Raw genomic sequence first — 26,850 nt, 5'->3', positions numbered from 1 at the left:
ACTGCCAGCTCCGCCGGCCTAGCGGGAAAAGCGCTCGCGGTAGTCGCGGGGTGAGATGGCCAGGTGGCGGTGGAACGTGCAGCGCATGCGTTCCTCATCGCCAAACCCGCAAAGCCCGGCGATCTGGTCGATGCTGCGCTGGGAGTCTTCGAGCATGCGGCGCGCCGCTTCCATGCGAAACAGTTCGATGGCCTTGGCCGGGGTGCGACCGGTTTTTTGCTTATAGACCCGGGCAAAGTTGCGTGGGCTCATATGGCTCTGCGCGGCCAGGCGCTCGACGCTGAGGTCGCTGTCGCGCAGGTTGTCGCTGATCCAGGCATGCAGCGCATCAAAGCTGGCGCTGTCGGCGGTTTGCGCTTGCAGCACCTGGCTGAACTGCGCCTGGCCACCGGGGCGCTTGAGGAATACCACCAATTCGCGTGCCACTTGCAGCGCCACGTCGCGCCCGCAATCGGCCTCCACCAGCGCGAGCGCCAGGTCGATCCCGGCGCTGACGCCCGCCGAGGTCCACACCCGGTCTTGCTGTACGAAGATCGCGTCCACGTCCACCTCGATGGTCGGGAAGCGTTGCTTGAGCAGCGCGCACATGGCCCAATGCGTTGCCGCGCGGCGCCCCTCCAGCAGGCCCGCCAGCGCCAGCAAAAAGGTGCCGCTGCACACCGAGGCGGTCCGTCGCGCCTGGTCGGAGGCGTTGCGCAACCAGTCCACCAGCGCGGTATTTTCCAGCATGGCTTGCTCAATGGCCGGCGCGCCGGGTACCACCAGGGTGTCGATGGCAGCGGGGTCAAACTGTGCCAAGGCGACGGTGTCGACGCTCAAGCCCTCGGCGGTCGGCATAAGTCCGCCCGCGAGGCTGGCGTTGTGCAACACATAACCTTGCAAACCGCGCTCGGCCATGGCCTTGGTCGCGGCCCAGAACACCGTCTGGGCGCCAGTCAGGTCGAGCAAGCCCATGTGCGGGTAGGTCAGGAACACCAACGTGCGTGGTTGGGCCAAAGCAGAGAGTGCAATCATGCGCTGGCCAGCAGCTTTTCCAGTTTTTCCTGATCCCGCGCAAACTGCCGGATCCCTTCGGCCAGCTTCTCGGTCGCCATCGCATCTTCATTGGAGGCCCAGCGAAATTGCGCTTCGGTCAGTGCCTGGCGAGCTTCACCGTCGGTACCGGGTACCAGCTTGCGCTCCAGTGGGCCGTTATCGTCCGCAAGTTTTTGCAGCAGGTCCGGGCTGATAGTCAGGCGATCGCAGCCGGCCAGTTGCTCGATCTGGCTCAAGGTGCGAAAACTGGCGCCCATGACCACGGTGGGGATTTGGTTGGCCTTGTAATAGTTGTAGATACGCGTCACCGACTGCACGCCTGGATCATCCGCACCCGTATAGTCCAAGCCGGTATTTTTGCGGTACCAGTCATAGATACGGCCCACGAATGGCGAGATCAGAAACACCCCGGCATCAGCGCAGGCCACGGCCTGAGCGAAGGAGAACAGCAAGGTCAGGTTGGTCTGGATGCCGGCCTTTTCCAAACGTTCGGCGGTGCGGATGCCTTCCCAGGTAGACGCCAGCTTGATCAGCACGCGGTCGCGGCCAACGCCGGCCTGATCGTACAGGGCGATCAACTGGTTGGCCTTGGCCCAGAGTGCGTCTTCATCGAAGGACAGGCGTGCGTCGACCTCGGTGGAGATGCGCCCCGGAATCACCTTGAGAATGCCCGCGCCCACCGACACCGCGAAATGGTCGCAGGCCAGGCCCACATCGCCCTTGGACAGGCTCACGGCAGTGCGCAACAGCTCGGCGTATTCCGGGATGGCGGCGGCCTTGAGCAACAGCGACGGGTTGGTGGTGGCGTCCACGGGCCGCAGACGGCTGATGGCTTCCAGGTCGCCGGTGTCGCAGACCACGGTGGTGAATTGCTTGAGTTGTTCAAGTTTGGACGTCATGGCGGCGGTCTCCGGTAAAGGGGCAAGGTTCCTGTTTTACCATGTCCCGCGCACCATGTTTACCCTAAGGCTGCCAGGTCTGGACCGCCTTGGCATCCACTGCATTGGGCAGCAAGCCCGCCTTGAAAAACGCATCGGCGCCACAGGAACGGGGCACCGCCAGCATCCGGTTAAGACTGGAACCATCCAGCCGGGCACTTGTCCCCGCTTCCCATGTCACCCCCCACCGCGCAAATCCCTTAATTTTCCAAGCCTGCCGGATGCCCACTCCAGGCCCCGGCTGCGCCCGCTATTTTTTCCCGGGCGCCCGGCACTGCCGATCCAAGCGGCAAAACTGAATACGGACATTCTCGTCAACCGTGACTTATCAGGCAGGTTACCCATGCAGTTCAGCGACTTACTGGCAGCGATCTCCACTCACGCGATCCGTCTGCAAACGGAAGAAGGCGACCTGATCGTCCTGGGCGATGACGAAGCGTTGGACGACGCGCTGTGGGATCAATTGATCGCGCACAAACCCCAGCTGTTGCAGTTGGTCGCCGAACATGGCGGTGACTGGCTGAGCCCGGCCTACCGCATCACCCCGGACATGCTGGCACTGGTCAACCTGGACCAGCCGGCGATCGACCGCATCGTCGCGGCGATCCCCGGCGGTGCGGCGAATGTGCAGGATATCTACCCCCTGGCGCCGCTCCAGGAAGGCATGCTCTATCACCATCTTTCGGCGCAAAAGGGTGACCCCTACGTGCTGCACGCGCAGTTCGTGTTCGACAGCCGCGCGCGCCTTGACGCCTTTGCCGAAGCGCTGCAATGGGTCATCGACCGTCACGACATTTTGCGTACCTCGATGGTCTGGGAGCGCCTGGACGAGCCGCTGCAAGTGGTGTGGCGCAAGGCTGTGCTGGCCTGCGAAGAGGCGCATCTGGACGGTGCTGACCGCCTGGCTCGATTGCTCGCTCGCTATGATGCCCGCGCCTATCGCATGGACCTGGGCCAGGCGCCGCTGCTGCGCCTGGTGTTCGTTGACGACCCGGCCAACCAGCGGGTGGTGGCGATGCTGCTGTTCCACCACACCATCCTTGATCACACGGCCCTGGATGGCGTGCGGCATGAAATCCAGCTGTACCTGGCCGGGCAGCAAGCCCAGGCCCCTGCACCGGTAGCGTTTCGCAGTTATATCGCCCAGGTGCGCCATGGCGTCAGCGAGCAGGCTCATGAGGCTTTTTTCTGCGACATGCTGGCGGATATCGATGAACCGACGCTGCCGTTCGGCCTGCAAGATGTGCAGGGCGATGGCCAGGGGATCGACGAAGTGCGCATTCCGGTCGACAGCGCTCTGAGCCGCCGCCTGCGCAGCATGGCGCGCCCGCTGGGGGTGAGTGTGGCGAGCCTGATGCACCTGGCCTTGGCGCGGGTGCTGGGGGCAGTCTCCGGTCGGGAGGCGGTGGTATTTGGCACCGTGATGCTCGGGCGCATGGGCGCAGGCGAGGGCGGTGAGCGGGCCTTGGGCATGTTCATCAACACCTTGCCACTGCGGGTGGATGTGGGGAAGCAGGGCGTGCGCGCTGCGGTCAAGGTCACCCATGAGCGCCTCACGCGCTTGCTCGACCACGAACATGCGTCCCTGGCGCTGGCACAACGGTGCAGCGGCGTGGCGGCGCCTACGCCGTTGTTCAGCGCGATACTCAACTACCGTCACAGCGCCGCCAGCGACATGGCGGCGGTGATCGAAGTCGCCGACGGCATCCAGGTGTTGGGCGCCGAGGAGCGCACCAACTACCCGCTGACGGTTAACGTCGATGACCTGGGGGAAGACTTCGCCCTGACCGTGATGGTCGATGCCTCCATTGGCGCGCAGCGGGTCGCGAGCTACCTGCACACCGCGTTGGAAAGCCTGGCCGACGCCCTCGAACAACGACCGCAAATGCCGCTCTGCGGCCTGAACATCCTGCCTGACGCTGAACGCCACCACCTGCTGCACACCTTGAACCATTGCCCCACGCATTACGCCGACACCCAGCTGATCCACCAGCAAGTCGAAACCCACGCCGCCGCCCAGCCCGATGCCATTGCGTTGCGCTTCGAGCAACAAGCCCTGACCTACCGCCAACTCAACGAACGTGCCAACCAGGTCGCCCACGCGCTCCTGGCCCACGGCGTGCGCCCCGACGCGCGCGTGGCGATCTGCGTGGAGCGCGGCCCACAGATGATCATCGGCCTGCTTGGCATCCTCAAGGCCGGCGCCGGCTACGTGCCCATCGACCCGGCCTATCCCCAGGAGCGCATCGCCTACACCCTGGCCGACAGCCAGCCGGTGGCGGTGCTGGTGCAGGCCAACACGGCGCAGCGGGTCGGCGCACTGGCCCGGATCGACCTCGATCACCTGGGCCCGTTGCCCATCACCAACCCTGGGTTGCACCTGAGCCCGGCCAACCTGGCCTACGTCATCTACACCTCTGGCTCCACCGGCCAGCCCAAGGGCGTGATGATTGAGCATCGCCAGGTCGCGCGCTTGTTCAGCGCCACCCACCACTGGTTCGGGTTCAACCCGCACGATGTGTGGGCGCTGTTCCATTCGTTCGCGTTCGACTTTTCCGTGTGGGAAATCTGGGGCGCGCTGATGCACGGCGGCCAGTTGCTGATCGTGCCGCAACTGGTCAGCCGCTCGCCGGATGAGTGCTACGCGCTGCTGTGCGACGCCCAGGTGAGCATCCTCAACCAGACGCCGAGTGCGTTCCGCCAGTTGATCGCGGCCCAGGGTAACAGTGCCCAGTCCCATTCCCTGCGCCAGGTGATTTTCGGCGGCGAAGCCCTGGAACCGGGCATGCTCAAGCCGTGGTACGCACGGGCGGTGAATGCCGGTACGCAACTGGTGAACATGTACGGCATCACTGAAACCACCGTGCATGTGACCTACCGTGCGCTGGAAGCGGCCGACGCGCACTTGGTCGGCGTGAGCCCGATTGGCGTGCGTATTCCCGATTTGCAGTTGTATGTGCTGGATGAACGCCGTGAGCCCTTGCCCCAGGGTGTGGTGGGCGAGTTGTACGTGGGCGGTGCCGGGGTGGCGCGTGGCTACCTCAACCGCCAAGCGCTGAATGCCGAACGCTTCCTTGCCGACCCGGCCACCGGCTTGCGCATGTACAAGACCGGCGACCTCGGCCGCCTGTTGGCCGACGGCAGTGTCGAGTACCTGGGGCGTAACGATGACCAGGTCAAGATCCGTGGTTTCCGTATCGAACTGGGTGAAGTCCAGGCGCACCTGGCCACTGCCAGCGGCGTGCACGATGCGGTGGTGATCGCCCGTGAAGATCAGCCGGGCGACAAACGCCTGGTAGCCTATGTGCTCAGCGACGGCGAGCTCAACGTGGCCGCCCTGCGTGACCATCTGCTGCTGAGCCTGGCCGAACACATGGTGCCTAGCGCCTTCGTGCGCCTGGACACGCTGCCGCTGACCACCAACGGCAAACTCGACCGCAAGGCCTTGCCCGCACCTGATGCCGACGCCTTGGCCCGGCGCGAGTATGCGGCGCCCCAGGGCCCGGTGGAAACCACCCTCGCCCTGCTCTGGCAAGACCTGCTCAACGTCGACCGTGTCGGACGCGAAGACAACTTTTTCGAACTCGGCGGCCATTCGCTGCTGGCGGTCAAACTGATCGAACGCATGCGCCAGGTCGACCTCAGCGCCGATGTGCGCGTGCTGTTCGGCCAACCGACCTTGGCGGCGCTCGCTGCGGCGGTGGGCGGCCAGCAGACCGTGCAGGTGCCGGCCAATCCCATTCAAGCAGGCACGCAGGCCATCACCCCGGACATGCTGCCCCTGATCGAGCTGGATCAGGCCGCTATCGACCATATCCTTGAGGCCGTGCCCGGTGGCGTTGCCAACGTGCAGGACATCTACGGCCTGGCACCGCTGCAGGCCGGCATTCTCTACCACCACCTGGCGACCACCGAGGGCGACCCCTACGTGTTGCAGGTGCAGTTGCGTTTTAACGACCAGGACGCCGTCGACGGGTTTGTCAACGCGCTGCACACGGTGATCGAGCGCAACGATATCCTGCGCACCGCCATCCTCTGGGAGGGCCTGGAGGAGCCGGTGCAAGTGGTGTTGCGCCAGGCCCCCTTGGTGATCGAACGCCTGGGTGCCCTGGGCAGTGATGCACGGGTGCACCTGCAGCAGCGTTTCGACCCACGCCACTATCGCCTGGACCTGTCACGCGCCTCGCTGATGCGCCTGGCGTATGCGCAGGACAGCCACGGCTTGGTCGGCATTTTGCTGCTGCACCATATCCTCCTCGACCACACGGCCCTGCATGTGCTGGTCGAAGAGATGAGTGCCAGCCTGCATGGCCACAGCGCGCAATTGCCTGATGCTGTGCAGTATCGCAACTACGTGGCCCAGGCCCGCCTCGGTGTCACCCAGGCCCAGCATGAAGCCTTCTTCAGCCAGATGCTTGGCGACATCGACGAGCCGACCTTGGCCTTCGGCTTGCAGGACGTGAATGGTGACGGCAGCGGCATCCATGAAGCGCGCCTGCCGCTGGAGCCTGCGCTCAACCTGGGCTTGCGCGAACAGGCGCGGCAACTGGGCGTGAGCACCGCGAGCCTGGTACACCTGGCGTGGGCGCAGGTGCTGGGCCAGGTGTCTGGCCAGCAGGAGGTGGTATTCGGCACCGTGTTGCTGGGCCGTATGCAGGGCGGTGAGGGCGCGGACCGGGCGCTGGGGATGTTTATCAACACCTTGCCGCTGCGGGTCAGCCTTGGCAGCGTCGGCGTGCAGGCCGGCGTGCGCGCCACCCATGCCCGCCTGGCGCAGTTGCTCGGGCACGAACATGCCTCGTTGTCCTTGGCCCAGCGTTGCAGCGGTGTGCCGGGCTCGCTGCCGTTGTTCAGCACCTTGCTCAACTACCGGCACAGCGCAGCCGATGAAGCGCCGGGGGACAACCCCTTTGCCGCTTCCGGTATCGAGATTCTCAGCTCCGAAGAACGCAGCAACTATCCGCTGGTGCTCAACGTTGATGACCTCGGCACGGGCATGCGCTTGACCGTACAAGGCGTGGCCGAACTGGATGTGCAACGGGTGGGCAACTACATGCTCACTGCGCTGCGCCACCTGGTGACTGCGCTACAACAGGCGCCGACCACCGCGTTGCACAGCGTGTCGATCGTGCCGCCGGCGGAGCGGCGCAAACTGCTGCTGGACTTCAATGCCAGCGCCCGTGAATACCCGTCGCAGCTCACTGTCGCGCAACTGTTTGAAGCCCAGGCGCTGGCCCGGCCGGAAGCCACGGCAGTGGTGCATGGCGAACGCGCCCTGAGCTACCGCGACCTCAACCGCCGTGCCAACCGGCTCGCCCATTATTTGCTCAACCAGGGCGTACAGCCGGGTGAGCCGGTCGCCCTGGCGCTGCCGCGCTCAATCGACCTGATCGTCAGCCAATTGGCTGTACTCAAATGCGCGGCGGTCTACGTACCGCTGGACGTCAACGCGCCGCCTGAACGCCAAGCCTTCATGGTGCAGGACAGCGGCGCCCGCCAGCGGCTGGACAACCTGGCCGAGCTGAACCTGGACGCATTGCCGGCGAGCAATCCCGCTGTGGCCCAGAGCTCGGACAGCGTGGCGTACATCATGTACACCTCCGGCTCCACCGGAACACCCAAAGGCGTGTTGGTGACCCATCGCGGCATTAGCCGGCTGGTGATCAATAACGGCTACGCCGACTTCAACCCCCAGGACCGCATCGCGTTTGCCTCGAACCCGGCGTTCGACGCCAGCACCATGGATGTGTGGGGCGCGCTGCTCAACGGCGGCCAGGTCCAGGTGATCGACCACGCCACTTTGCTCGACCCGCTGGTGTTTGGCGCTGAACTCAAAGGCGCTACGGTGCTGTTCGTCACCACCGCGTTGTTCAACCAGTATGTGCAACTGATTCCAGAGGCGCTGGCCGGCCTGCGCATTTTGCTGTGCGGCGGCGAACGTGCCGACCCGGCGGCCTTTCGCAGCCTGTTGGCGCAGGCTCCGGCGTTGCGACTGGTGCATTGCTACGGGCCGACCGAAACCACCACTTACGCCACCACCTATGAAGTGCGCGCTCTGGCCTCAGATGCCGACAGCGTGCCGGTGGGGCGGCCCATTTCCAACACGCAGATCTATGTGCTGGACGCCCAGTTGCAGCCGGTTCCGCTGGGCATCACCGGTGAAATCTGCATTGGCGGGGCGGGCGTCGCCAAGGGCTACTTGAACCGTGCGCAGTTGACCGCCGAGAAATTCGTGGACAACCCCTTTGTCGATCAGCCGGGCGCCTTGATGTATCGCACCGGCGACCTGGGGCGCTGGTCGGAAGATGGCCTGCTGGAGTGCCTGGGGCGCAATGACGACCAAGTGAAAATCCGCGGTTTCCGTATCGAGCTGGGCGAGATCGAGGCACGCCTGGCCAGCTATGCGGGCATTCAGGACGTTGCCGTGCTCGCCCGTGAAGACGTACCGGGGGACAAGCGCCTGGTGGCCTATTTCACCTGGGCCGGCACAGACCTGGGCATTGACCAGGTACACGCCCACCTGCAAGGCCAACTGCCAGACTACATGCTGCCGTCGGCCTATATGCCGCTGGCCAGCCTGCCGTTGACCAACAACGGCAAGCTCGACCGCAAGGCATTGCCGGCACCCGACCAGGCCGCCTTGATCAGCCGTGGCTACGAAGCCCCGCAAGGCGAGGTGGAAAGCCTGCTGGCGCAGATCTGGCAGGACGTGCTCAAGCTTGAACGCGTAGGGCGCCATGATCATTTCTTCGAATTGGGCGGGCATTCGTTGCTGGCGGTCAGCCTGATCGAACGCATGCGCCAAGTGGGCCTGAGCGCCGATGTGCGCGTGTTGTTCAGCCAGCCAAGCCTGGCCGCTCTGGCGGCAGCCGTGGGCAGCGGCAGAGAAATCGTGGTACCCGCCAATGGCATCCCCGCCGGCTGCACACAGATCACACCGTCGATGCTGAGCCTGGTGCAACTCACCCCGCAGGCCATCGCGCACATTGTCGCCAGCGTGCCGGGTGGTGCAGCGAATATCCAGGATATCTACCCGCTGGCGCCGCTACAGGAAGGCATTCTCTACCACCACATCAGCGCCGAGCAGGGCGACCCGTACCTGCTGCAATCGCGCATGGCCTTTGACACTGCCGAGCGTCTGTACGGCTTTATGGGCGCGCTGCAACAGGTGGTGGCGCGCCACGACATCCTGCGTACCGCTGTGGTGTGGGAAGGGCTAGACAGCCCGGTGCAAGTGGTGTGGCGCACCGCCCAGTTGGGGGTGCACGAGGTGATGCTCGACCCGGCACACGGCGATGTGATGGCGCAACTGCATGGGCGTTTCGATGCGCGTCACTACCGCCTGGACATTACCCAGGCGCCGTTGCTGCGCATGGTCTACGCCCAGGACCCGGCGCACAACCGGGTCGCGGCGATCCTGCTGTTCCACCACCTGGCGCTGGACCACACCGCCATGGAAGTGGTGGGCCAGGAAATGCGTGCCTTTATGTTCAACCAGGCGCAGGACTTGCCCGCCGCCGCGCCGTTTCGCAACTATGTGGCCCAGGCGCGACTGGGCGTCAGTGTGGCGCAGCATGAGCAATTTTTCCGCGACATGCTCGCCGAGGTCGACGAGCCTACCTTGCCGTTTGGCCTGCAGGATGTGCAGGGCGATGGCCGCGCAATCGAAGAAGCCGAGGTACACCTGGAAGCGGGCCTGGCCCAGCGCGTACGTCAGCAGGCGCGCCAACTGGGCGTCAGCGCCGCCAGCCTGATGCACCTGGCCTGGGCCCAGGTGTTGGGCCTGGTCTCGGGCCGTGATGAGGTGGTGTTCGGCACGGTGCTGATGGGCCGCATGCAAGCCGGCGAGGGCGCAGACCGTGCGCTGGGGATGTTTATCAACACCTTGCCGCTGCGGGTCGATGTTGCAGCCGGCGCCACGCAGGCGGTCAAAGCGACCCATGCTCGCTTGAGCGCCTTGCTCGGGCATGAGCATGCGTCACTGGCCCTGGCCCAGCGTTGCAGCGGCGTGCCGACCAGCACGCCGCTGTTCAGCGCCTTGCTCAATTACCGCCACAGCAACCCAGGCGAAATGGCCCGCGACGGCCACGGCATCTGGGAAGGCGTGCAACTGCTGGGCGGTGAAGAACGCAGCAACTACCCGCTGACCCTGAGCGTGGATGACCTTGGCGCAGGCTTTGGCCTGAGCGTGCTGGCCGTGCCGCAGATCGGCGCGCAACGCCTGTGCGACTACATGCTCAGCGCCGTGGAGCAACTGGTTGCCACCCTTGAGGCGGCGCCCCACAGCGCGCTGCGCCAGTTATCGATTCTGCCCGCCGCAGAGCGCGACACGGTGCTGCGCGAGTTCAACGCCACTGCCCACGACTTCCCCCGTGGCCAGACTGTGCACGGTGCGTTTGAGGTGCAGGCCGAGCGTCAACCCCATCGCATTGCCGTGCAGCAAGGCAGCGAGGCGCTGACGTATCAGCAGCTCAATCAACGGGCCAACCAGTTGGCTCATCACTTGCTGGAACTCGGCGTGCAAGCCGATGACCGCGTGGCGCTGTGCTGCCGTCGCGGCCCGCAGATGCTGGTGGGGCTGCTGGGCATTCTCAAGGCCGGCGCGGGCTATGTGCCGATTGACCCGGCGTACCCCGCCGAGCGTATCGCCTACTTGTTGCAAGACAGCGTGCCCGTGGCGGTGCTGGCCGAGACCAGCACGCGGGAGCTGCTGGGGCCCGTCGCCCTGGTCGATCTGCAGGACCCCAGTTGGCAGCGTCACGCCGTCAGCAATCCGCAACTACCCGCCCTGACGCCCGCGCACCTGGCGTATGTGATCTACACCTCCGGCTCCACCGGCCAGCCCAAGGGCGTGATGGTGGAACACCGCACCGTGGAAAACCTGGTGCATTGGCACTGTGAGGCCTTTGGTCTGACAGCGGTAAGCCACACCAGCAGCGTGGCCGGCATGGGGTTTGATGCCATGGCCTGGGAAGTCTGGCCGGCCCTGTGCGTCGGCGCGACCCTGCACCTGCCACCCGCCGACATCGGCAACGAAAACATCGATGAACTGCTGGCCTGGTGGCTGGTACAGCCGTTGGACGTGAGTTTCCTGCCGACCCCGGTGGCCGAGTACGCGTTCAGCCTGCCCCAGCAGCACCCCACCTTGCGCATCCTGCTGATCGGCGGTGACCGCCTGCGTCAGTTCACCCAGGAGCGGCGCTTTGCGGTGGTCAACAACTACGGCCCCACCGAAGCTACGGTGGTGGCCACCTCCGGCCGCGTGCGGGCCGGGCAGGTGTTGCATATCGGCCGGCCTGTCGCTAATGCCACCAGCTATGTGTTGGACGCGTACCTGCGCCCGGTACCGGTGGGCGTGGCCGGTGAACTCTATGTGGGCGGCAGCGGCGTGGCGCGGGGTTACCTGAACCGTCCCGAGCTGGCAGCCGAACGCTTCCTGCAAGACCCGTTCAGCCCAGGACGCATGTACCGCACCGGTGACCTGGTGCGGTGGCTGCCCGATGGCAACCTTGAATACCTGGGCCGTAACGACGACCAGGTAAAACTGCGTGGCGTGCGGGTGGAACTGGGTGAAATCGAAAGCCGCCTGGCGACACTGGACGGCATCCGCGAGGCCGTGGTGCTGGTGCGCGAAGGCCGCCTGTTGGCCTGGTTCACCGAACAGCGCCCGCTGCAGATCGAGACCTTGCGTGCGCACCTGCAAGCCCTGCTTCCCGAGGCGCTGGTACCGGTCGCCTATATGCGGCTTGACCAGTTGCCCCTGACCGCCAATGGCAAACTGGACCGCAAGGCATTGCCAGAGCCAGACCAGTGCGCCTTGCTCAGCCGTGAATACCAAGCGCCCCAAGGTGACGTCGAAACCACCCTGGCGCGGCTGTGGGCCGAGGTGTTGCAGGTGGAGCAAGTGGGTCGCCATGACCACTTCTTCGAACTGGGCGGCCATTCATTGCTGGCCGTCAGCCTGATCGAGCGCATGCGCCAGGCCGGCCTCAGCGCTGATGTGCGCGTGCTGTTCAGCCAGCCAACCCTGGCCGCGCTGGCCGCCGCTGTGGGCAGTGGCCGCGAAGTGCAGGTGCCGGCCAATCGCATCAGTGCCGGTTGCCAGCGCATCACTCCGGACATGCTGGCCCTGGTGAACCTCGACCAGTCGGCGATCGACCAGGTGGTGGCCCAGGTGCCTGGCGGCGCTGCCAACGTGCAGGACATCTACCCGCTGGCGCCGTTGCAGGAAGGGATTTTCTATCACTACCTGACAGCTGGGCAGGGCGATCCTTACCTGCTGCAATCGCACTTGGCGTTTGACAGTGTCGAGCGCCTGCGCGCTTTTATGGGCGCATTGCAACAGGTGATCGACCGCCACGACATTCTGCGCACCGGGGTAGTGTGGGAGGGCCTGGCGCAACCGCTGCAAGTGGTGTGGCGCCAGGCGCAGCTGTGCGTGCAGGAGCTTAACCTGCAAGGCGATGTACTCGCCGGCCTGCACGAGCGGTTTGATGCGCGACGGTATCGCCTGGAGATCAGCCAGGCGCCGTTGATCCGCCTGATGTACGCCCAGGACCCGGCCAACCAGCGCGTGGTGGCGGTGTTGCTCTATCACCATATCGTGCTGGACCACACCGCCTTCGATGTGGTGTTGCGCGAAATGCAGGGCCACCTGTTGGGCCACGCAGCGCCCACCGCCGCGCCAATGCCGTATCGCAACTATGTGGCCCAGGCCCGTCTGGGTGTCAGCGAACAGGAGCATGAGCAGTTCTTCCGCCAGATGCTGGGCGATGTCGATGAGCCAACGCTGCCGTTCGGCTGGCAGGACGTGCGCGGCGACGGCAATGCCATCGACGAACATACCCTGCAACTGGACAGCCAGCTCAACCGCCGCCTGCGCAGCCAGGCGCGGCTGCTGGGGGTCAGCGCTGCCAGCCTGTTCCACCTGGCCTGGGCGCAGGTGCTGGCCGCGGTATCGGCGCGCCACACAGTGGTGTTCGGCACGGTGCTGGTGGGCCGCCTGCAAGGCGGCGAGGGCGCCGACCGCGCCCTGGGCGTGTTTATCAACACCTTGCCGCTGCGCCTGGATATCGACGACCAGGGCGCCCGCGCCGCTGTGCGGGCCACCCATGCGCGGCTGACCGAATTGCTCGGCCATGAACACGCCTCCCTGGCCTTGGCCCAGCGTTGCAGTGGCGTAGCGGCCCCGGCGCCCTTGTTCAGCTCGATGCTCAACTATCGCCATCGCGGCGCCGCCACCCGCTCGGCGGATGCGCAGTTGGCATGGGAAGGCATGCAGACCTTGGTCAATGACGGGCGCACCAATTACCCGCTGACCTTGAACGTGGATGACCTGGGCGATGGCTATGCGTTCACCGCCCTGGCCCAGATGGATGCGCAACGGGTGTGCGGCTATATGCATAACGCGTTGAGCGGTCTGGTCGAAGCCCTTGAGCAGGCCCCGCACCAGGCGCTGAACCGCCTGCCGGTGCTGGGGCTGCAAGAGCGGCAACAGCTGCTGGTGCAGTTCAACGCCACCGAGGTGAACTACAACCTCGACCAGACCCTGCACGGGATGTTTGAAGCCCAGGTCAGACGTACCCCGCAGGCCGTGGCGGTGAAGGCCGGCGCGCACACCTTGAGCTACCAGCAACTCAATGAGCGCGCCAACCGCCTGGCCCATCACCTGCGTGATAGCGGTGTGCGCCCGGATGCACGGGTGGGCATCTGCGTCGAGCGCGGCCTGGACATGGTCGTCGGCCTGTTCGCCATCCTCAAGGCCGGCGGTGCCTATGTGCCGCTGGACCCGGCATACCCGCCAGAGCGCATCGCCTACATGCTGCACGACAGCGCGCCGGTGGTGGTGCTGGCCCAAAGCGCCACCCGCACCCTGCTGGGGGACGTGGCGGTAGTCGACCTCGACCACAGCACCTGGCCGCACCAACCCGTCACCAACCCGCAAGTACCCGGCCTCATTGCCCGGCACGCGGCCTATGTGATCTACACCTCCGGTTCCACCGGCCAACCCAAGGGCGTGATCAACGAACATGCCGGGGTGGTCAACCGCCTGTTGTGGATGCAGGACGCCTATGGCCTCAAGGCCCACGATGCGGTGTTGCAGAAAACCCCGTTCAGCTTCGACGTGTCGGTGTGGGAGTTCTTCTGGCCACTGTTCACCGGCGCACGCCTGGTGATGGCACGCCCTGAAGGGCACAAGGACCCGGCGTACCTGTGCGAGGTGATCGCGGCGGAGCAGATCACCACCTTGCACTTTGTGCCGTCGATGCTCGATGTATTCCTGGCCCACGGCGATGTCAGCCAGGCGGCGGGATTGGTGCGGGTGATGTGCAGCGGCGAGGCCTTGCCGGGCAGCCTGGTGCGGCGTTTCAAGCAGCAGTTGCCGGGGATTGGTTTGTACAACCTGTATGGCCCCACTGAAGCGGCAGTGGACGTCACGGCGTGGAACTGTGCCCGCCCTGACGTGCCGGACAACACCCCGATCGGCAAGCCGATTGCCAACACCCGCCTGTATGTACTCGATGGGCAGTTACAGCCGGTGCCGTTGGGCGTGGTCGGTGAGTTGTTCATCGCCGGCGTGCAAGTGGCGCGGGGTTACCTGAACCGTCCTGAGCTGACCGCCGAACGCTTCCTCGACGACCCGTTCACTCCGGGGCGCATGTACCGCACCGGTGACCTGGGCCGCTACTTGCCCGACGGCACGCTCGAGTACCTGGGGCGCAACGACGATCAGGTGAAGATCCGTGGCCTGCGCATCGAACTGGGGGAAATCCAGGCGCGCCTGATCGAGCATCCGGCGGTCAAGGACGCCGTGGCCGTCGCCCGGGACCAGCGCCTGGTCGCGTATTACACCGGCGCGCCCACCGACATCGAAAGCCTGCGCGCCCAGCTGTTGCAGCACCTGCCTGACTTTATGGTGCCGGCGCTGTTCATGCACCTGGACGCCTTGCCCCTGAGCCCCAACGGCAAGCTCGACCGCAAGGCCCTGCCTGCACCGGGGATGGACGCGTTGCAGGTACGTGAGTACGCGGCGCCCGAAGGCGACACCGAGATCCTCCTGGCCCAACTCTGGGCCGAGCTGCTCAAGGTGGAGCGGGTAGGGCGCCACGACAACTTCTTTGAACTGGGCGGGCACTCGCTGCTGGCCGTGAGCTTGATCGGGCGCCTGCGCCAGGAAGGCATGGAAGCCGATGTGCGGGGCTTGTTCGAACAACCGACCCTGGCTGGCTACGCCGCAATGACCGAACGAATGGAGATCGTCCTGTGAACATCCTCGAGCTGCTGGCAACCCTGAAAACCAAGGATGTGCAACTGGCGCTCAAGGGCGAGCAATTGTCGGTGAACGGCAACAAGCAAGCCTTGAGCGACCCGGCGATATTGGCCGCCTTGCGTGAACACAAGCCGGCGCTGATCGAACTGATCAAGGCCGGTGAATACACCGCGACCAAGGCCGGTGAGGTGCAGGTACCGGCCAATGGCATCCCGGCCAATGCCGAGCGCATCACTCCCCAGATGCTGACCCTGTCGACCCTGAGCCAGGACGAGATCGAGCGCATTGTCGCCACGGTGCAGGGCGGCGTGGCGAATATCCAGGACATCTACCCGCTGGCACCGTTGCAGGAAGGCATCCTGTTCCACCATGTCAGTGCCGAGCAGGGCGACCCCTATGTGATGCAGTCGCAGTTCGCCTTTGACAACCTTGCGCGTTTCGATGCGTTTGCCCAGGCGCTGCAACGGGTGATGGACCGTCACGACATCCTGCGTACCGGGGTGGTCTGGGATGGCCTGGCGCAACCCTCGCAAGTGGTGTGGCGCCAGGCACGCCTGCCGGTGCAAGCCTTGATGCTGGACCCGGCCGACGGCGATATCGCCGCGCAACTGCATGACCTGTTTGATGCCCGCCACTATCGCCTCGACGTCACCCAGGCGCCGTTGCTGCGCTTGGTGCGCGCTGAAGACCCGGCCAACCAGCGCATCGTCGCCACCCTGTTGTTCCATCACATGGCGCTCGACCACAGCGCCCTGGAAGTGGTGTGCCACGAAATGCAGGCGTGCCTGTTGGGCCAAGGCGCGGCCCTGGGCCAGGCCGTACCGTTTCGCAACTACGTGGCGCAGGCGCGGCTGGGGATCAGTGAGCAGGAGCACGAACGTTTCTTCCGGCAGATGCTCGGCGATATCAGCGAACCCACCTTGCCGTTCGGTTTGCAGGACGTGCAAGGCGATGCGCGTGGTATCGCTGAAGTCAGCCTGCCATTGGCGCCGGCACTGGCCCTGCGCTTGCGCGGGCAGGCGCGCCAACTGGGCGTGAGCGCCGCCAGCCTGTTTCACCTGGGTTGGGCCCAGGTGCTGGGGGTATTGGCCGGCAAGGCCCAGGTGGTGTTCGGCACCGTATTGATGGGGCGCATGCAGGGCAGCCATGACACCGACCGCGCCCTGGGCATTTTCATCAATACCTTGCCGTTTCGCGTGGACGTAGACGCCCAGGACGTGCGCACCGCAGTCAAGGCCACCCACGCACGCCTGACCACCTTGCTGCGCCATGAGCACGCGGCGTTGGCCCTGGCCCAGCGTTGCAGTGGCGTGCTCGCGCCGACGCCGCTGTTCAGCGCGCTGCTCAACTATCGCCACAGCGCGCCCGCCGCCAGCGCCGAGGCGGTGTCGGCCTGGCACGGCATCACCGCACTGCGCGCCGAGGAGCGCACCAACTACCCGCTGACCCTGAGCGTGGACGACCTGGGTGAGGGCTTCGGCCTGAGTTTGCTGGCCAGCACCCTGGTTGACCCTCAGCGCGTCTGCGCCTACCTGCACACCGCGCTGGAAAACCTGGTGAGCGCACTGGAGCAGGCCCCCCATACCGCGCTTGATCAACTCTCGGTGGTGCCCGCCGCCGAACAGCGCTTGCTGTTGGAACAGTTCAACACCACCCAGACTGTCTTCCCCCAGGGCACCACCCTGCATGGCCGCGTCGAAGCCCAGGCCGCGCTCACGCCGCACGCCATCGCCGCTGTGCATCAGGGCCGGCAACTGACCTATGCCGAACTGAACCAGCAAGCCAACCTGTTGGCGCATCATCTGTTGGCACTGGGGGTCAAGCCCGACGACCGCGTGGCCATTGTCGCGCGGCGCGGCCTCGACACCCTGGCCGGGTTGCTGGCAATTCTCAAGGCCGGTGCAGGTTATGTGCCGGTGGACCCCTCCCACCCGGCCGAGCGCCTCCACTATTTGCTCAGTGACAGCGCGCCAGTGGTGGTCCTCACCCAGCATGCGTTGCTGACGCGCCTGCCGGTGCTGGAAGTGCCGGTGATCAACCTGGACCGCTTCACCTGGCAGCACCACTGCGCGAGCAACCCCACAATCGCCGTCGGCCCGACGAACCTGGCTTATGTGATCTACACCTCCGGCTCCACCGGCTTGCCCAAGGGGGTGATGGTGGAACACCACAGCGTCGCCAACCTGGTGGACTGGCATTGCAGCGCCTTCGACCTGCGCGCCGGGCGGCATACCGCCAGTGTTGCCGGTTTCGGCTTTGACGCGATGGCCTGGGAAGTGTGGCCGGCGCTTTGTGTGGGCGCCACCTTGCACCTGCCACCGGCCCATGAAGGCGGCGAAGATATTGACGCACTGCTGGCCTGGTGGTGCGTACAGCCACTGGACGTGAGCTTTCTGCCGACGCCGGTGGCGGAATACGCCTTCAGCCAGAACATCGAGCACCCGACCTTGCGCACCTTGCTGGTCGGTGGCGACCGCCTGCGCCAGTTCGGGCGGGCGCAGCGCTTTGAGCTGATCAACAACTACGGGCCTACCGAAGCCACGGTGGTGGCCACTTCCGGCAAGGTCGAGGCGGGCCAGCCGTTGCATATCGGCAAGCCCATCGCCAATGCCAAGGTCTACGTACTCGACCCACACCAGCGCCCAGTCCCGCTGGGAGTGGCGGGGGAGTTGTACGTGGGTGGCAAGGGCGTGGCACGCGGTTACCTCAACCGCCCGGAGCTGACCGCCGAGCGTTTTCTGCGCGACCCGTTCAGCCCCGGGCGCATGTACCGCACCGGCGACCTGGTGCGCTGGTTGCCAGACGGCACGCTCGACTACCTGGGGCGCAACGATGACCAGGTGAAGATCCGTGGCGTGCGCATCGAACTGGGCGAAATCGAGACCCAGCTCAATCAATTGCCCGGCATCCTGGAAGCGGTGGCGGTGGTGCGTGAAGAACGGCTGGTGGCCTACTTTACCGAAAACCCACAACTGGACCCGCTGACGGTGGCCCGGATTCGCGCCCACCTGGTGGCGCATCTACCGGACTACATGGTGCCCGTCGCGTTCATGAAGCTCGACGCACTGCCACTGACTGCCAATGGCAAGCTTGACCGCAAGGCTCTACCGGCGCCGGACATGGCCGCAGTATTTACCCGCGAGTACGCCGCGCCCCTGGGCGAAATCGAAACCGTGCTGGCGCAGATCTGGGCCGATGTGTTGCAGGTGCAGCGCGTGGGGCGTTATGACCATTTTTTTGAGCTGGGCGGGCATTCGCTGCTGGCCATGCGCATGGTGTCCCAGGTGCGCCAGCGGCTGGGCGTCGAATTGGCGCTGGGCGACCTGTTTGCCAACGCCGAACTGGCGGCGGTCGCCGAGGTGCTGGCCCAGGCCGGTCGCAGCACCTTGCCGGATATCTTGCCGGCCAACCGTGATGAGGACCTGCCGCTGTCCTTCGCCCAGCAACGCCTGTGGTTCCTGGCCTTGATGGAAGGGGCCAACACCGCCTACAACATTCCCATCGGGCTGCGGTTGCGCGGGCAGTTGCATGTGCAAGCGTTGCAACGGGCCTTGGCGCGCATTGTGGCGCGGCATGAAACCCTGCGCAGCCGCTTCGCCCAGCAGGGTGACGAGGCCCAGGTGCTGGTCGTGCCGGCCGAAGAGGTGTTGGCGCTGCAAGTGCAGGACCTGCGTCGCCATCCGCAGCCGCAACAGGCCCTGGACGCGCTGATCCACGGCGAAGCTTCGGCACCGTTCGACCTTGAGCGCGGCCCGTTGCTGCGCGGGCGCCTGGTGGTGATGGCCGATGATCACCATGTACTCTTGCTGACCCTGCACCATATCGTCTCCGACGGCTGGTCCATGGGCGTGCTGACCCGCGAGCTGATGGCGCTGTACCAGGCTTTCAGCCACGGCCACGCCGACCCGCTGCCGCCCTTGCCGATCCAGTACGCCGACTTTGCCGTGTGGCAACGCCTGTGGCTGAGCGGCGAGGTGCTGCAGCGCCAAAGCAGCTACTGGCAACAGGCGTTGGCCGGTGCGCCGGCGTTGCTGACCTTGCCCACCGACCGCCCGCGCCCGGCACAGCAGGACTACGCTGGCAGCAGTGTCGAAGTGCGCCTGGATGAACGCCTCACTGCCGGGCTCAAGGCTTTGAGCCAGCGCCATGGCACCACCTTGTACATGACCTTGATGAGCGCCTGGGCTTCGCTGTTGGCGCGTCTGTCCGGGCAGCCCGAGTTGGTGATCGGCACGCCGGTGGCCAACCGCATGCGCACCGAAGTCGAAGGGCTGATTGGCCTGTTCGTCAACACCCTGGCGCTGCGTATCGACACCTCGGGCGAGCTGAGCACCGAGGCGTTGCTGGCGCGGGTCAAGGCGCTGACGCTGCAAGCCCAGGCCCATCAGGACTTGCCCTTCGAGCAGGTGGTGGAAATCACCCGGCCGCCGCGCAGCCTGGCCCATAGCCCGCTGTTCCAGACCTTGCTGAGTTGGCAGGACAGCAGCGCGCCGACCCTGGCCCTGGGCGACCTGGCCCTGGAAAGCATTGTCGAGAACAGCCATTTCGCCAAGTTCGACCTGTCGTTGAACCTGGGGGAAGTGCAGGGCAGCATCCTCGGTGCTCTGGAATATGCCGTGGCCCTGTTTGACGAGTCGACGATGCGGCGTTACGTCGGCTATTTCACCCGCGTGTTGCAGGCCATGGTCGATAACGACCAGGCGGTGCTGGCGCAGGTGCCGCTGGTGGATGCGCGCGAGCGTCGGCAACTGCTGGTGGATTTCAACGCCACCGCCGTTGAGTACAACCTCGACCAGACCCTGCACGGCCTGTTTGAAGCCCAGGTACTGCGTACACCCCACGCCATTGCCCTGAAGGCGGGCGCGCAGCAACTGACCTATGCCGAACTGAACGCGCGCGCCAACCAACTGGCCCATCACCTGCAAGCCCTGGGTGTGCAGCCCCAGGCGCGGGTGGCGATCTGCGTGGAGCGTGGCCTGGACATGGTCATCGGCCTGTACGCGATCCTCAAGGCCGGCGCCGCCTATGTGCCGCTGGACCCGGCCTACCCGTTGGAACGCATCGCCTACATGTTGCATGACAGCGCGCCGACGGTGGTGCTGGCCCAGGCCATCACACTTTCGTTGCTGGGCGAGGTGCCGGTGGTAAACCTGGATTCGCCCACCTGGCAGCACCAGCCCACCCATAACCCCCAGGCGGCCAGCGTGGCGGCCTACGTGATCTACACCTCCGGTTCCACCGGCCAGCCCAAGGGTGTGATCAACGAACACCCTGGAGTGGTCAACCGCCTGCTGTGGATGCAAGACGAATACGCGTTGACCGCCAGCGATACGGTCTTGCAGAAAACCCCGTTCAGCTTCGACGTGTCGGTGTGGGAGTTCTTCTGGCCGCTGTTCACTGGCGCACGCCTGGTCATGGCGCGCCCTGGCGGGCATAAAGACCCTGACTACCTGTGCCAGGTGATCGAGGCCGAGGGGGTCACGACGCTGCATTTTGTGCCGTCGATGCTCGACGTGTTCCTGGCCCATGGCGATGTCAGCCAGGCCGCCGGGCTGGTGCGGGTGATGTGCAGTGGCGAAGCCCTGCCAGGCAGCCTGGTACGGCGCTTCAAACAGCAATTGCCGGGGGTTGGCTTGTACAACCTGTATGGCCCCACCGAAGCGGCGGTGGATGTCACCGCGTGGGACTGCGCAAGCGCCGTGGTGCCGGATAACACCCCCATCGGCAAGCCGATTGCCAATACGCGCCTGTATGTACTGGACGAGCAGTTGCAGCCGGTGCCGTTGGGGGTGGTCGGTGAATTGTTCATCGCCGGCGTGCAGGTGGCGCGGGGTTACCTCAACCGTCCCGAGCTGACCGCCGAACGCTTCCTCGACGACCCGTTCACCCCGGGGCGCATGTACCGCACCGGTGACGTGGGTCGCTACTTGCCCGACGGCACTCTCGAGTATCTGGGGCGCAATGATGACCAGGTGAAGATTCGTGGCCTGCGCATCGAACTGGGGGAAATCCAGGCGCGCCTGACCGAGCATCCAGCGGTGCAGGAAGCCGCCGTGATTGCCCGCGAGCAGCGCCTGATCGCCTACTACACCGGCGTGCCGAGCGAGGTCGAAAGCCTGCGCGCCCACCTGCTGCAACACCTGCCGGAATTCATGCTGCCGACGAGCTTTATGCACCTTCAGGCGCTGCCGCTTAGCCCCAACGGCAAGCTCGACCGCAACGCGCTGCCGGCGCCGGGCCTGGACGCGTTGAGTGTGCGCGACTATGAAGCGCCCGTGGGTGATACGGAAATTACCCTGGCGGCACTGTGGGCCGAAATGCTCAACGTGGAGCGCGTGGGCCGGCATGACAATTTCTTTGAATTGGGTGGCCACTCATTGCTGGCAGTCAGCCTGATGGGGCGCATGCGCCGCCTGGGCTTGTCGGCGGATGTGAAAGTGCTGTTCGGCCAACCGACCTTGTCCGCCCTGGCTGCGGCCTTGGGCGGTGGGCGTGAAGTGGCGGTGCCGGCCAATCGCATTGCGGCCGATTGCACCCGGATTACGCCGGACATGCTTGCGCTGATCACCCTGGACCCCGCTGCCATCGAGCGCATCGTCGCCAGCATCCCCGGCGGCGCGGCGAATGTGCAGGATATTTATCCGCTGGCACCCTTGCAGGCCGGCATCCTGTATCAGCATCGCGCCGTGCAAGGTGACGATGCCTATGTGCTGCAGGCGCAGTTTGCCTTCGACAGCCGCCTGCGCCTGGACGCCTTTGCCCATGCCTTGCAGGCGGTGATCCAGCGCCATGACATCCTGCGTTCATCCTTCCACTGGGACGGGCTGGAGGAGCCGGTGCAGGTGGTGTGGCGCACCGCCTCATTACGTGTTGAAAATGGCCCGGTGCCGCCACGCCTGGACCTCGCCCAGGCACCCTTGATGCGCCTGGTGTATGCCGAGGAGTCGCAACGGGTGGTGGCGACGTTACTGTTCCACCATCTGGTGATGGACCACATCGCGTTGGACATCCTGCAGCACGAAATGCAGGCCTTCCTGTTGGGCACGCAAGACACCTTGGCCGCGCCCGTGCCGTACCGCAACTACGTGGCCCAGACCCGTCTGGGTGTTGAGGACCACGAGACGTTTTTCCGCGAGATGCTCGCGCAGGTCGACGAGCCCACCGAGGTACCGCACCTGGGCGCCGAGGAGCATGCGCATGTGAGCCTCGACCTGGGGTTGAGTCGGCGCCTGCGCCATCAGGCGCGTCAAGCGGGGGTCAGTGCCGCCAGCCTCATGCACCTGGCCTGGGCCCATGTGCTGGGCACGGTCTGCGCCCGTGAGCAGGTGGTGTTCGGCACGGTAATGCTCGGCCGCCTGCAAGGCGGCGAAGGCGCCGAGCGCGCCATGGGCGTGTTTATCAATACCTTGCCGCTGCGGGTCGACCTGGGTGGGCACTCGGTACTGACCGCGCTGCGCGCCACCCATGGGCGCCTGACCCAACTGCTCAGCCATGAACACGCGCCCTTGGCGCTGGCCCAGCGTTGCAGCGGCGTACCCATGGCCACGCCGTTGTTCAGCGTGCTGTTCAACTACCGCCACAGTGCGCCCCAGGCCGGAGGCGTGGCCGAGGCGTGGCAGGGGATCGAGGTGCTCAAGACCGAGGAACACACCCACTACGGCGTGTCGGTGAGCGTGGATGACCTGGGTGAAGGTTTCAGCCTCACGGCCATGGGGCAGGGGGCCCGACGCTTGGGCGACTACCTGCATAACGCCTTGGCGCAGGTGGTGCAGGCACTGGAAGAGCGCAGCGACATCGCCCTCAGTTGCTTGCCGATCCTGCCCCAGGCTGAACGCCAGCAATTGCTTGAGGGCTTCAACGCCACGGCTCGTGCGTTCCCCCGTGAACACAGCGTGCAGCAGGTGTTCGAAGCCCAGGCGCAGGCGCGCCCCGACGCGGTGGCGGTGCTGCACGGCGAACAACGGATAAGCTATGGCGAACTCAACCGCCGCGCCAACCGCCTGGCCCATCGCCTGCTCGGCCTGGGTGTGCGCCCCGGCGATAACCTGGCGATCCTGCTGCCACGCTCGGTGGCGTTGCTGGTCAGCCAACTGGCGATTCTCAAATGCGCCGCCGCCTATGTGCCGTTGGACATCAACGCGCCGGCCGAACGCCAGGGCTTCATGCTGCAAGACAGCGGCGCGGTCTGGCTGTTGACCCACAGCGACTGCAGCGTGGAGAGCGCGGCGCAGCGCCTGGACCTGGACACCCTGGCCCTCGACTCGCACCCCGATCACAACCCGGGCCTGCTGCAGTCTTCGCACAGCGTGGCGTACATCATGTACACCTCCGGCTCCACCGGCATGCCCAAAGGCGTATTGGTGCCTCACCGTGGCATCACGCGCCTGGTGCTCAACAACGGCTACGCCGATTTCAATCCCAATGACCGTGTGGCGTTTGCGTCGAACCCGGCGTTCGATGCCAGCACCATGGACGTATGGGGGCCATTGCTCAACGGCGGCCAGGTGCAGGTGATCGACCACGCGACTTTGCTTGACCCGCTGGCGTTCGGCGCGGCACTTGAGAAAGTGACGGTGCTGTTCGTCACCACGGCGCTGTTCAACCAGTATGTGCAGCTGATTCCCCAGGCCCTGGCCGGCTTGCGTATTTTGTTGTGCGGCGGCGAGCGTGCCGACCCGGCAGCGTTCCGTAACCTGCTGGCGCTGGCCCCGGGGTTGCGCCTGGTGCATTGCTACGGGCCGACGGAAACCACCACCTACGCCACCACTTTTGAAGTGCGCGCCATTGCCGCTGACGCCGACAGCGTGCCGGTAGGCCGGCCCATTTCCAACACGCAGGTCTACGTGCTGGATGCCCAGTTGCACCTGCTGCCCCTGGGGGCGACCGGCGAAGTCTGCATCGGCGGCGACGGTGTCGCCCAGGGCTACCTGAACCGCCCTGAACTGACGGCGGAAAAGTTCGTGCAAAACCCGTTCAATCCAGGCGCCTTGTTGTACCGCACCGGCGACCTCGGACGCTGGACCGCAGACGGCCTGCTGGAGTGCATCGGGCGCAATGACGATCAAGTGAAGATCCGTGGCTTTCGCATTGAGCTGGGTGAGATCGAAGCACGCTTGGCGACATTCGCCGGAATCCGCGAGGGGGTGGTGCTGGCCCGCGAAGACGTGCCGGGGGACAAACGCCTGGTGGCCTATTTCACCTGGACGGGCGAGCCGGTCGGCATCGAGCCGGTGCGCGCTTATCTGCAGGCGCACTTGCCGGCCTACATGGTGCCGTCGGCCTTTGTGGCACTGGAGCATTTGCCGTTGACGGCCAACGGCAAGGTCGATCGCAAAGCCTTGCCGGTGCCGGTGTGGGACGCCTCGGCCAGCGGCACATTCGAAGCGCCAACTGATGCACTGGAACAGACCTTGGCCCAGCTGTGGGCTGAGGTGTTGAAGCTTGAGCAGGTGGGGCGCCATGACAGTTTCTTCGAACTGGGCGGGCATTCCTTGTTGGCAATTCGCCTGGTCAATCGGCTGGACGAGGCCGGGTTGCCGGTGTCGCTGGCCGAGCTGTTCGAGCATGCCAGCGTGGCCTCGGTCGCGGCGCTGCTGCGCCTGCGCGGTGACGATGTGCTGCCTGAGACGGCGGTGATCACGGTGCGCAGCCGTGGGTCGCAGGCACCGTTATTCCTGGTGCATGAGTTCAGTGGCATGGACGTGTACTTCCCGGCGCTGGGCCAGCACCTGCCTGGCGACTACCCGATATATGGCCTGCCGGGCCTGGCCCTGGGCGAGGCGCATCTGGACAGCATGGAAGGCTTGGCTGCGCGCATGGTCGGATTGATTCGCCAGATCCAGCCCCACGGCCCTTACCGGCTGGCGGGGTGGTCCTTTGGTGGCGTGCTGGCCTATGAAGTTGCCATGCAGTTGCTGGGGCAGGATGAGGCCGTGGCGTTTCTCGGCTTGATCGACAGCTACGTGCCGCGCATGACCGACCAGGGCAAGGCGCGCTGGAGCGGGCCGGACGCCCTCAAGCGGCATTTGTTGTTGCAGTGCACGGCCTATTGGAAGGCACAGGGAGGTGTGGATGAGCTGGCGAGCCTGGAACAACTGGAGGCAGGCCTTGGACAGCTGGACATTGCGGCTCTGCTGCAACGCTGTCGCGATCAAGGTTTGCTATACGCGCAAATGGCAGCGGCGACGGACGCCGACCTGCTGAGCTTTTTGCAACGGGAAGTCGGCCATGGGCATGCCCTGGCCCACTACAGCCTGTTCCCGTTGCCGATCCCGGTTCACTTGTTCAGCGCCGAGCAGCGGCCTACCGAACTGTCGCGGCGCAGTGCCGCGCTGGGTTGGGACACCGCCCTGGCGCCTGGGCAACTGCGCCAGGTGCAGGTCTCGGGGGATCACCAGAGCATGATGCAGGCGCCGCATATCCAGAGCCTTGGCCAGGCCATGAGCAAAGCACTGGCGGCGAGCACTCCGGTGAGTTGCGCGGCGCACTCACCCTTGCTGCGTATCCAGAGCGGGCGCGCCGGTTATGCGCCGGTGTTCTGCGTGCCAGGCGCGGGAGACAGCGTCACCGGCTTTGTGGGTTTGAGCGAAGCGCTGGGGCGCGACTGGCCGCTGTATGGCTTGCAGCCGCGGGGGCTGGATGGTGAGGCGGTGCCCCATAGCCAGGTGGAAGCGGCGGCCCAGTGTTACCTGACGGCGCTGGAACAGGAGTGCCCCGAAGGGCCGGTGCATCTGGTGGGGCATTCGTTCGGTGGCTGGGTGGCACTGGAAATGGCGCTGCGCTTGCAGGCAATGGGGCGTGAGGTGGGGTCGTTGACGGTGATCGACAGCGAGTCGCCGGGGCGTGCGGGCAAGGCTTATACCTCGACGGCGGCGTTGTTGCGGTTGATCGAGGCGATGCAGTTGGCGGCTGGGAAGTCGCTGGGGATTGATCCTGCGGACTTTGCCGGGCGCGATGAGGTGGCGCAGCGGCAAGCGTTGCATGGGGGGATGGTGAGTGTGGGGTTGTTGCCGACGCGTGCGGCGGTGGAGGCGATGGATGGGCCGGCGCGCACTTACGCGGCGGCGTTGCGCACGGTTTATCAGCCGCAAGGGCGGTATCAGGGAGTGGTGCGCTTGGTGTTGGCGCAGGATCCGGCGTTGGATGCGGCGGGGAACCAGCGTGAGCATGGGGTGATGATCGAGGGGTGGCGAGGGCAGGGAGGTGGGTTGGAGGTTTGGTATGGCGCAGGGAATCACTTTACGTTGCTCAAGGCGCCGAATGTTTTGGGGTTGGCGAGGTGGTGGTTGGAAGTCGTTGGCGTTGGGGAGGTGGTGTCTTGAGGGGGGGGCACCGATCCAAGTGTGGGAGCTGGCTTGCTTGCGATAGCAGTCTGTCTGCGTACATATCCATTGCTGCGGTAACGGCCACTTATGGTTCCGCTCTTACAGCGGGTCACTTTTGGAAAGGCCCAAAAGTAACCAAAAGGCCTTCGCCCCACCACTCGGCACCTCGCCTAGGCTCGGTGTGCCCGAACGCAGGCTTTGCAGCGTGGGCCGCCGCAATGGGCCATCCCTGGCCCAGTGCGGCTAACCCGGCGTCCTGCCGGGTTACCCACGCTGCAAAACC

General features: G+C 65.4%; 4 protein-coding genes. 2 read left to right on the top strand and 2 right to left on the bottom strand.

What is annotated here, in order from left to right:
• Positions 1-18: 18 nt before the first annotated feature.
• Both BUE92_RS23185 and tal read right to left on the bottom strand, forming a co-directional pair.
• Positions 19-1,014, bottom strand: coding sequence for a GlxA family transcriptional regulator (locus tag BUE92_RS23185; protein ID WP_073526518.1), 996 nt, complete (start codon positions 1,012-1,014; stop codon positions 19-21).
• Positions 1,011-1,934, bottom strand: a complete 924-nt coding sequence (tal, locus tag BUE92_RS23180; protein ID WP_073526516.1) for a transaldolase — start codon at positions 1,932-1,934, stop codon at positions 1,011-1,013. Before tal ends, BUE92_RS23185 begins: the two co-directional genes overlap by 4 nt.
• Positions 1,935-2,316: 382 nt before the next feature.
• Here tal and BUE92_RS23175 point away from each other — a divergent pair, with 382 nt between their 5' ends.
• Together BUE92_RS23175 and BUE92_RS23170 are read left to right on the top strand one after the other, a co-directional pair.
• A complete protein-coding gene (locus BUE92_RS23175) occupies positions 2,317-15,240 on the top strand; it encodes a non-ribosomal peptide synthetase (protein ID WP_073526515.1) in 12,924 nt (4,307 codons plus the stop codon).
• Complete coding sequence (locus BUE92_RS23170) at positions 15,237-26,564, top strand: non-ribosomal peptide synthetase (RefSeq protein WP_073526514.1); 11,328 nt, start codon at positions 15,237-15,239, stop codon at positions 26,562-26,564. The genes BUE92_RS23175 and BUE92_RS23170 overlap by 4 nt, the downstream gene beginning before the upstream one ends.
• Positions 26,565-26,850: the final 286 nt, after the last annotated feature.

Origin of the sequence: Pseudomonas fluorescens, from assembly GCF_001902145.1 — a bacterium.
Lineage (GTDB): Bacteria > Pseudomonadota > Gammaproteobacteria > Pseudomonadales > Pseudomonadaceae > Aquipseudomonas > Aquipseudomonas fluorescens_BV.
This window is presented reverse-complemented; position numbering and strand designations above follow the sequence as displayed.

What these genes read in the sequence shown, in the direction of transcription:
- BUE92_RS23175 (WP_073526515.1), top strand. Translation starts at nt 2,317, where the DNA reads ATGCAGTTCAGCGACTTACTGGCAGCGATCTCCACTCACGCGATCCGT.
- BUE92_RS23185 (WP_073526518.1), bottom strand. Translation starts at nt 1,014, where the DNA reads ATGATTGCACTCTCTGCTTTGGCCCAACCACGCACGTTGGTGTTCCTG.
- tal (WP_073526516.1), bottom strand. Translation starts at nt 1,934, where the DNA reads ATGACGTCCAAACTTGAACAACTCAAGCAATTCACCACCGTGGTCTGC.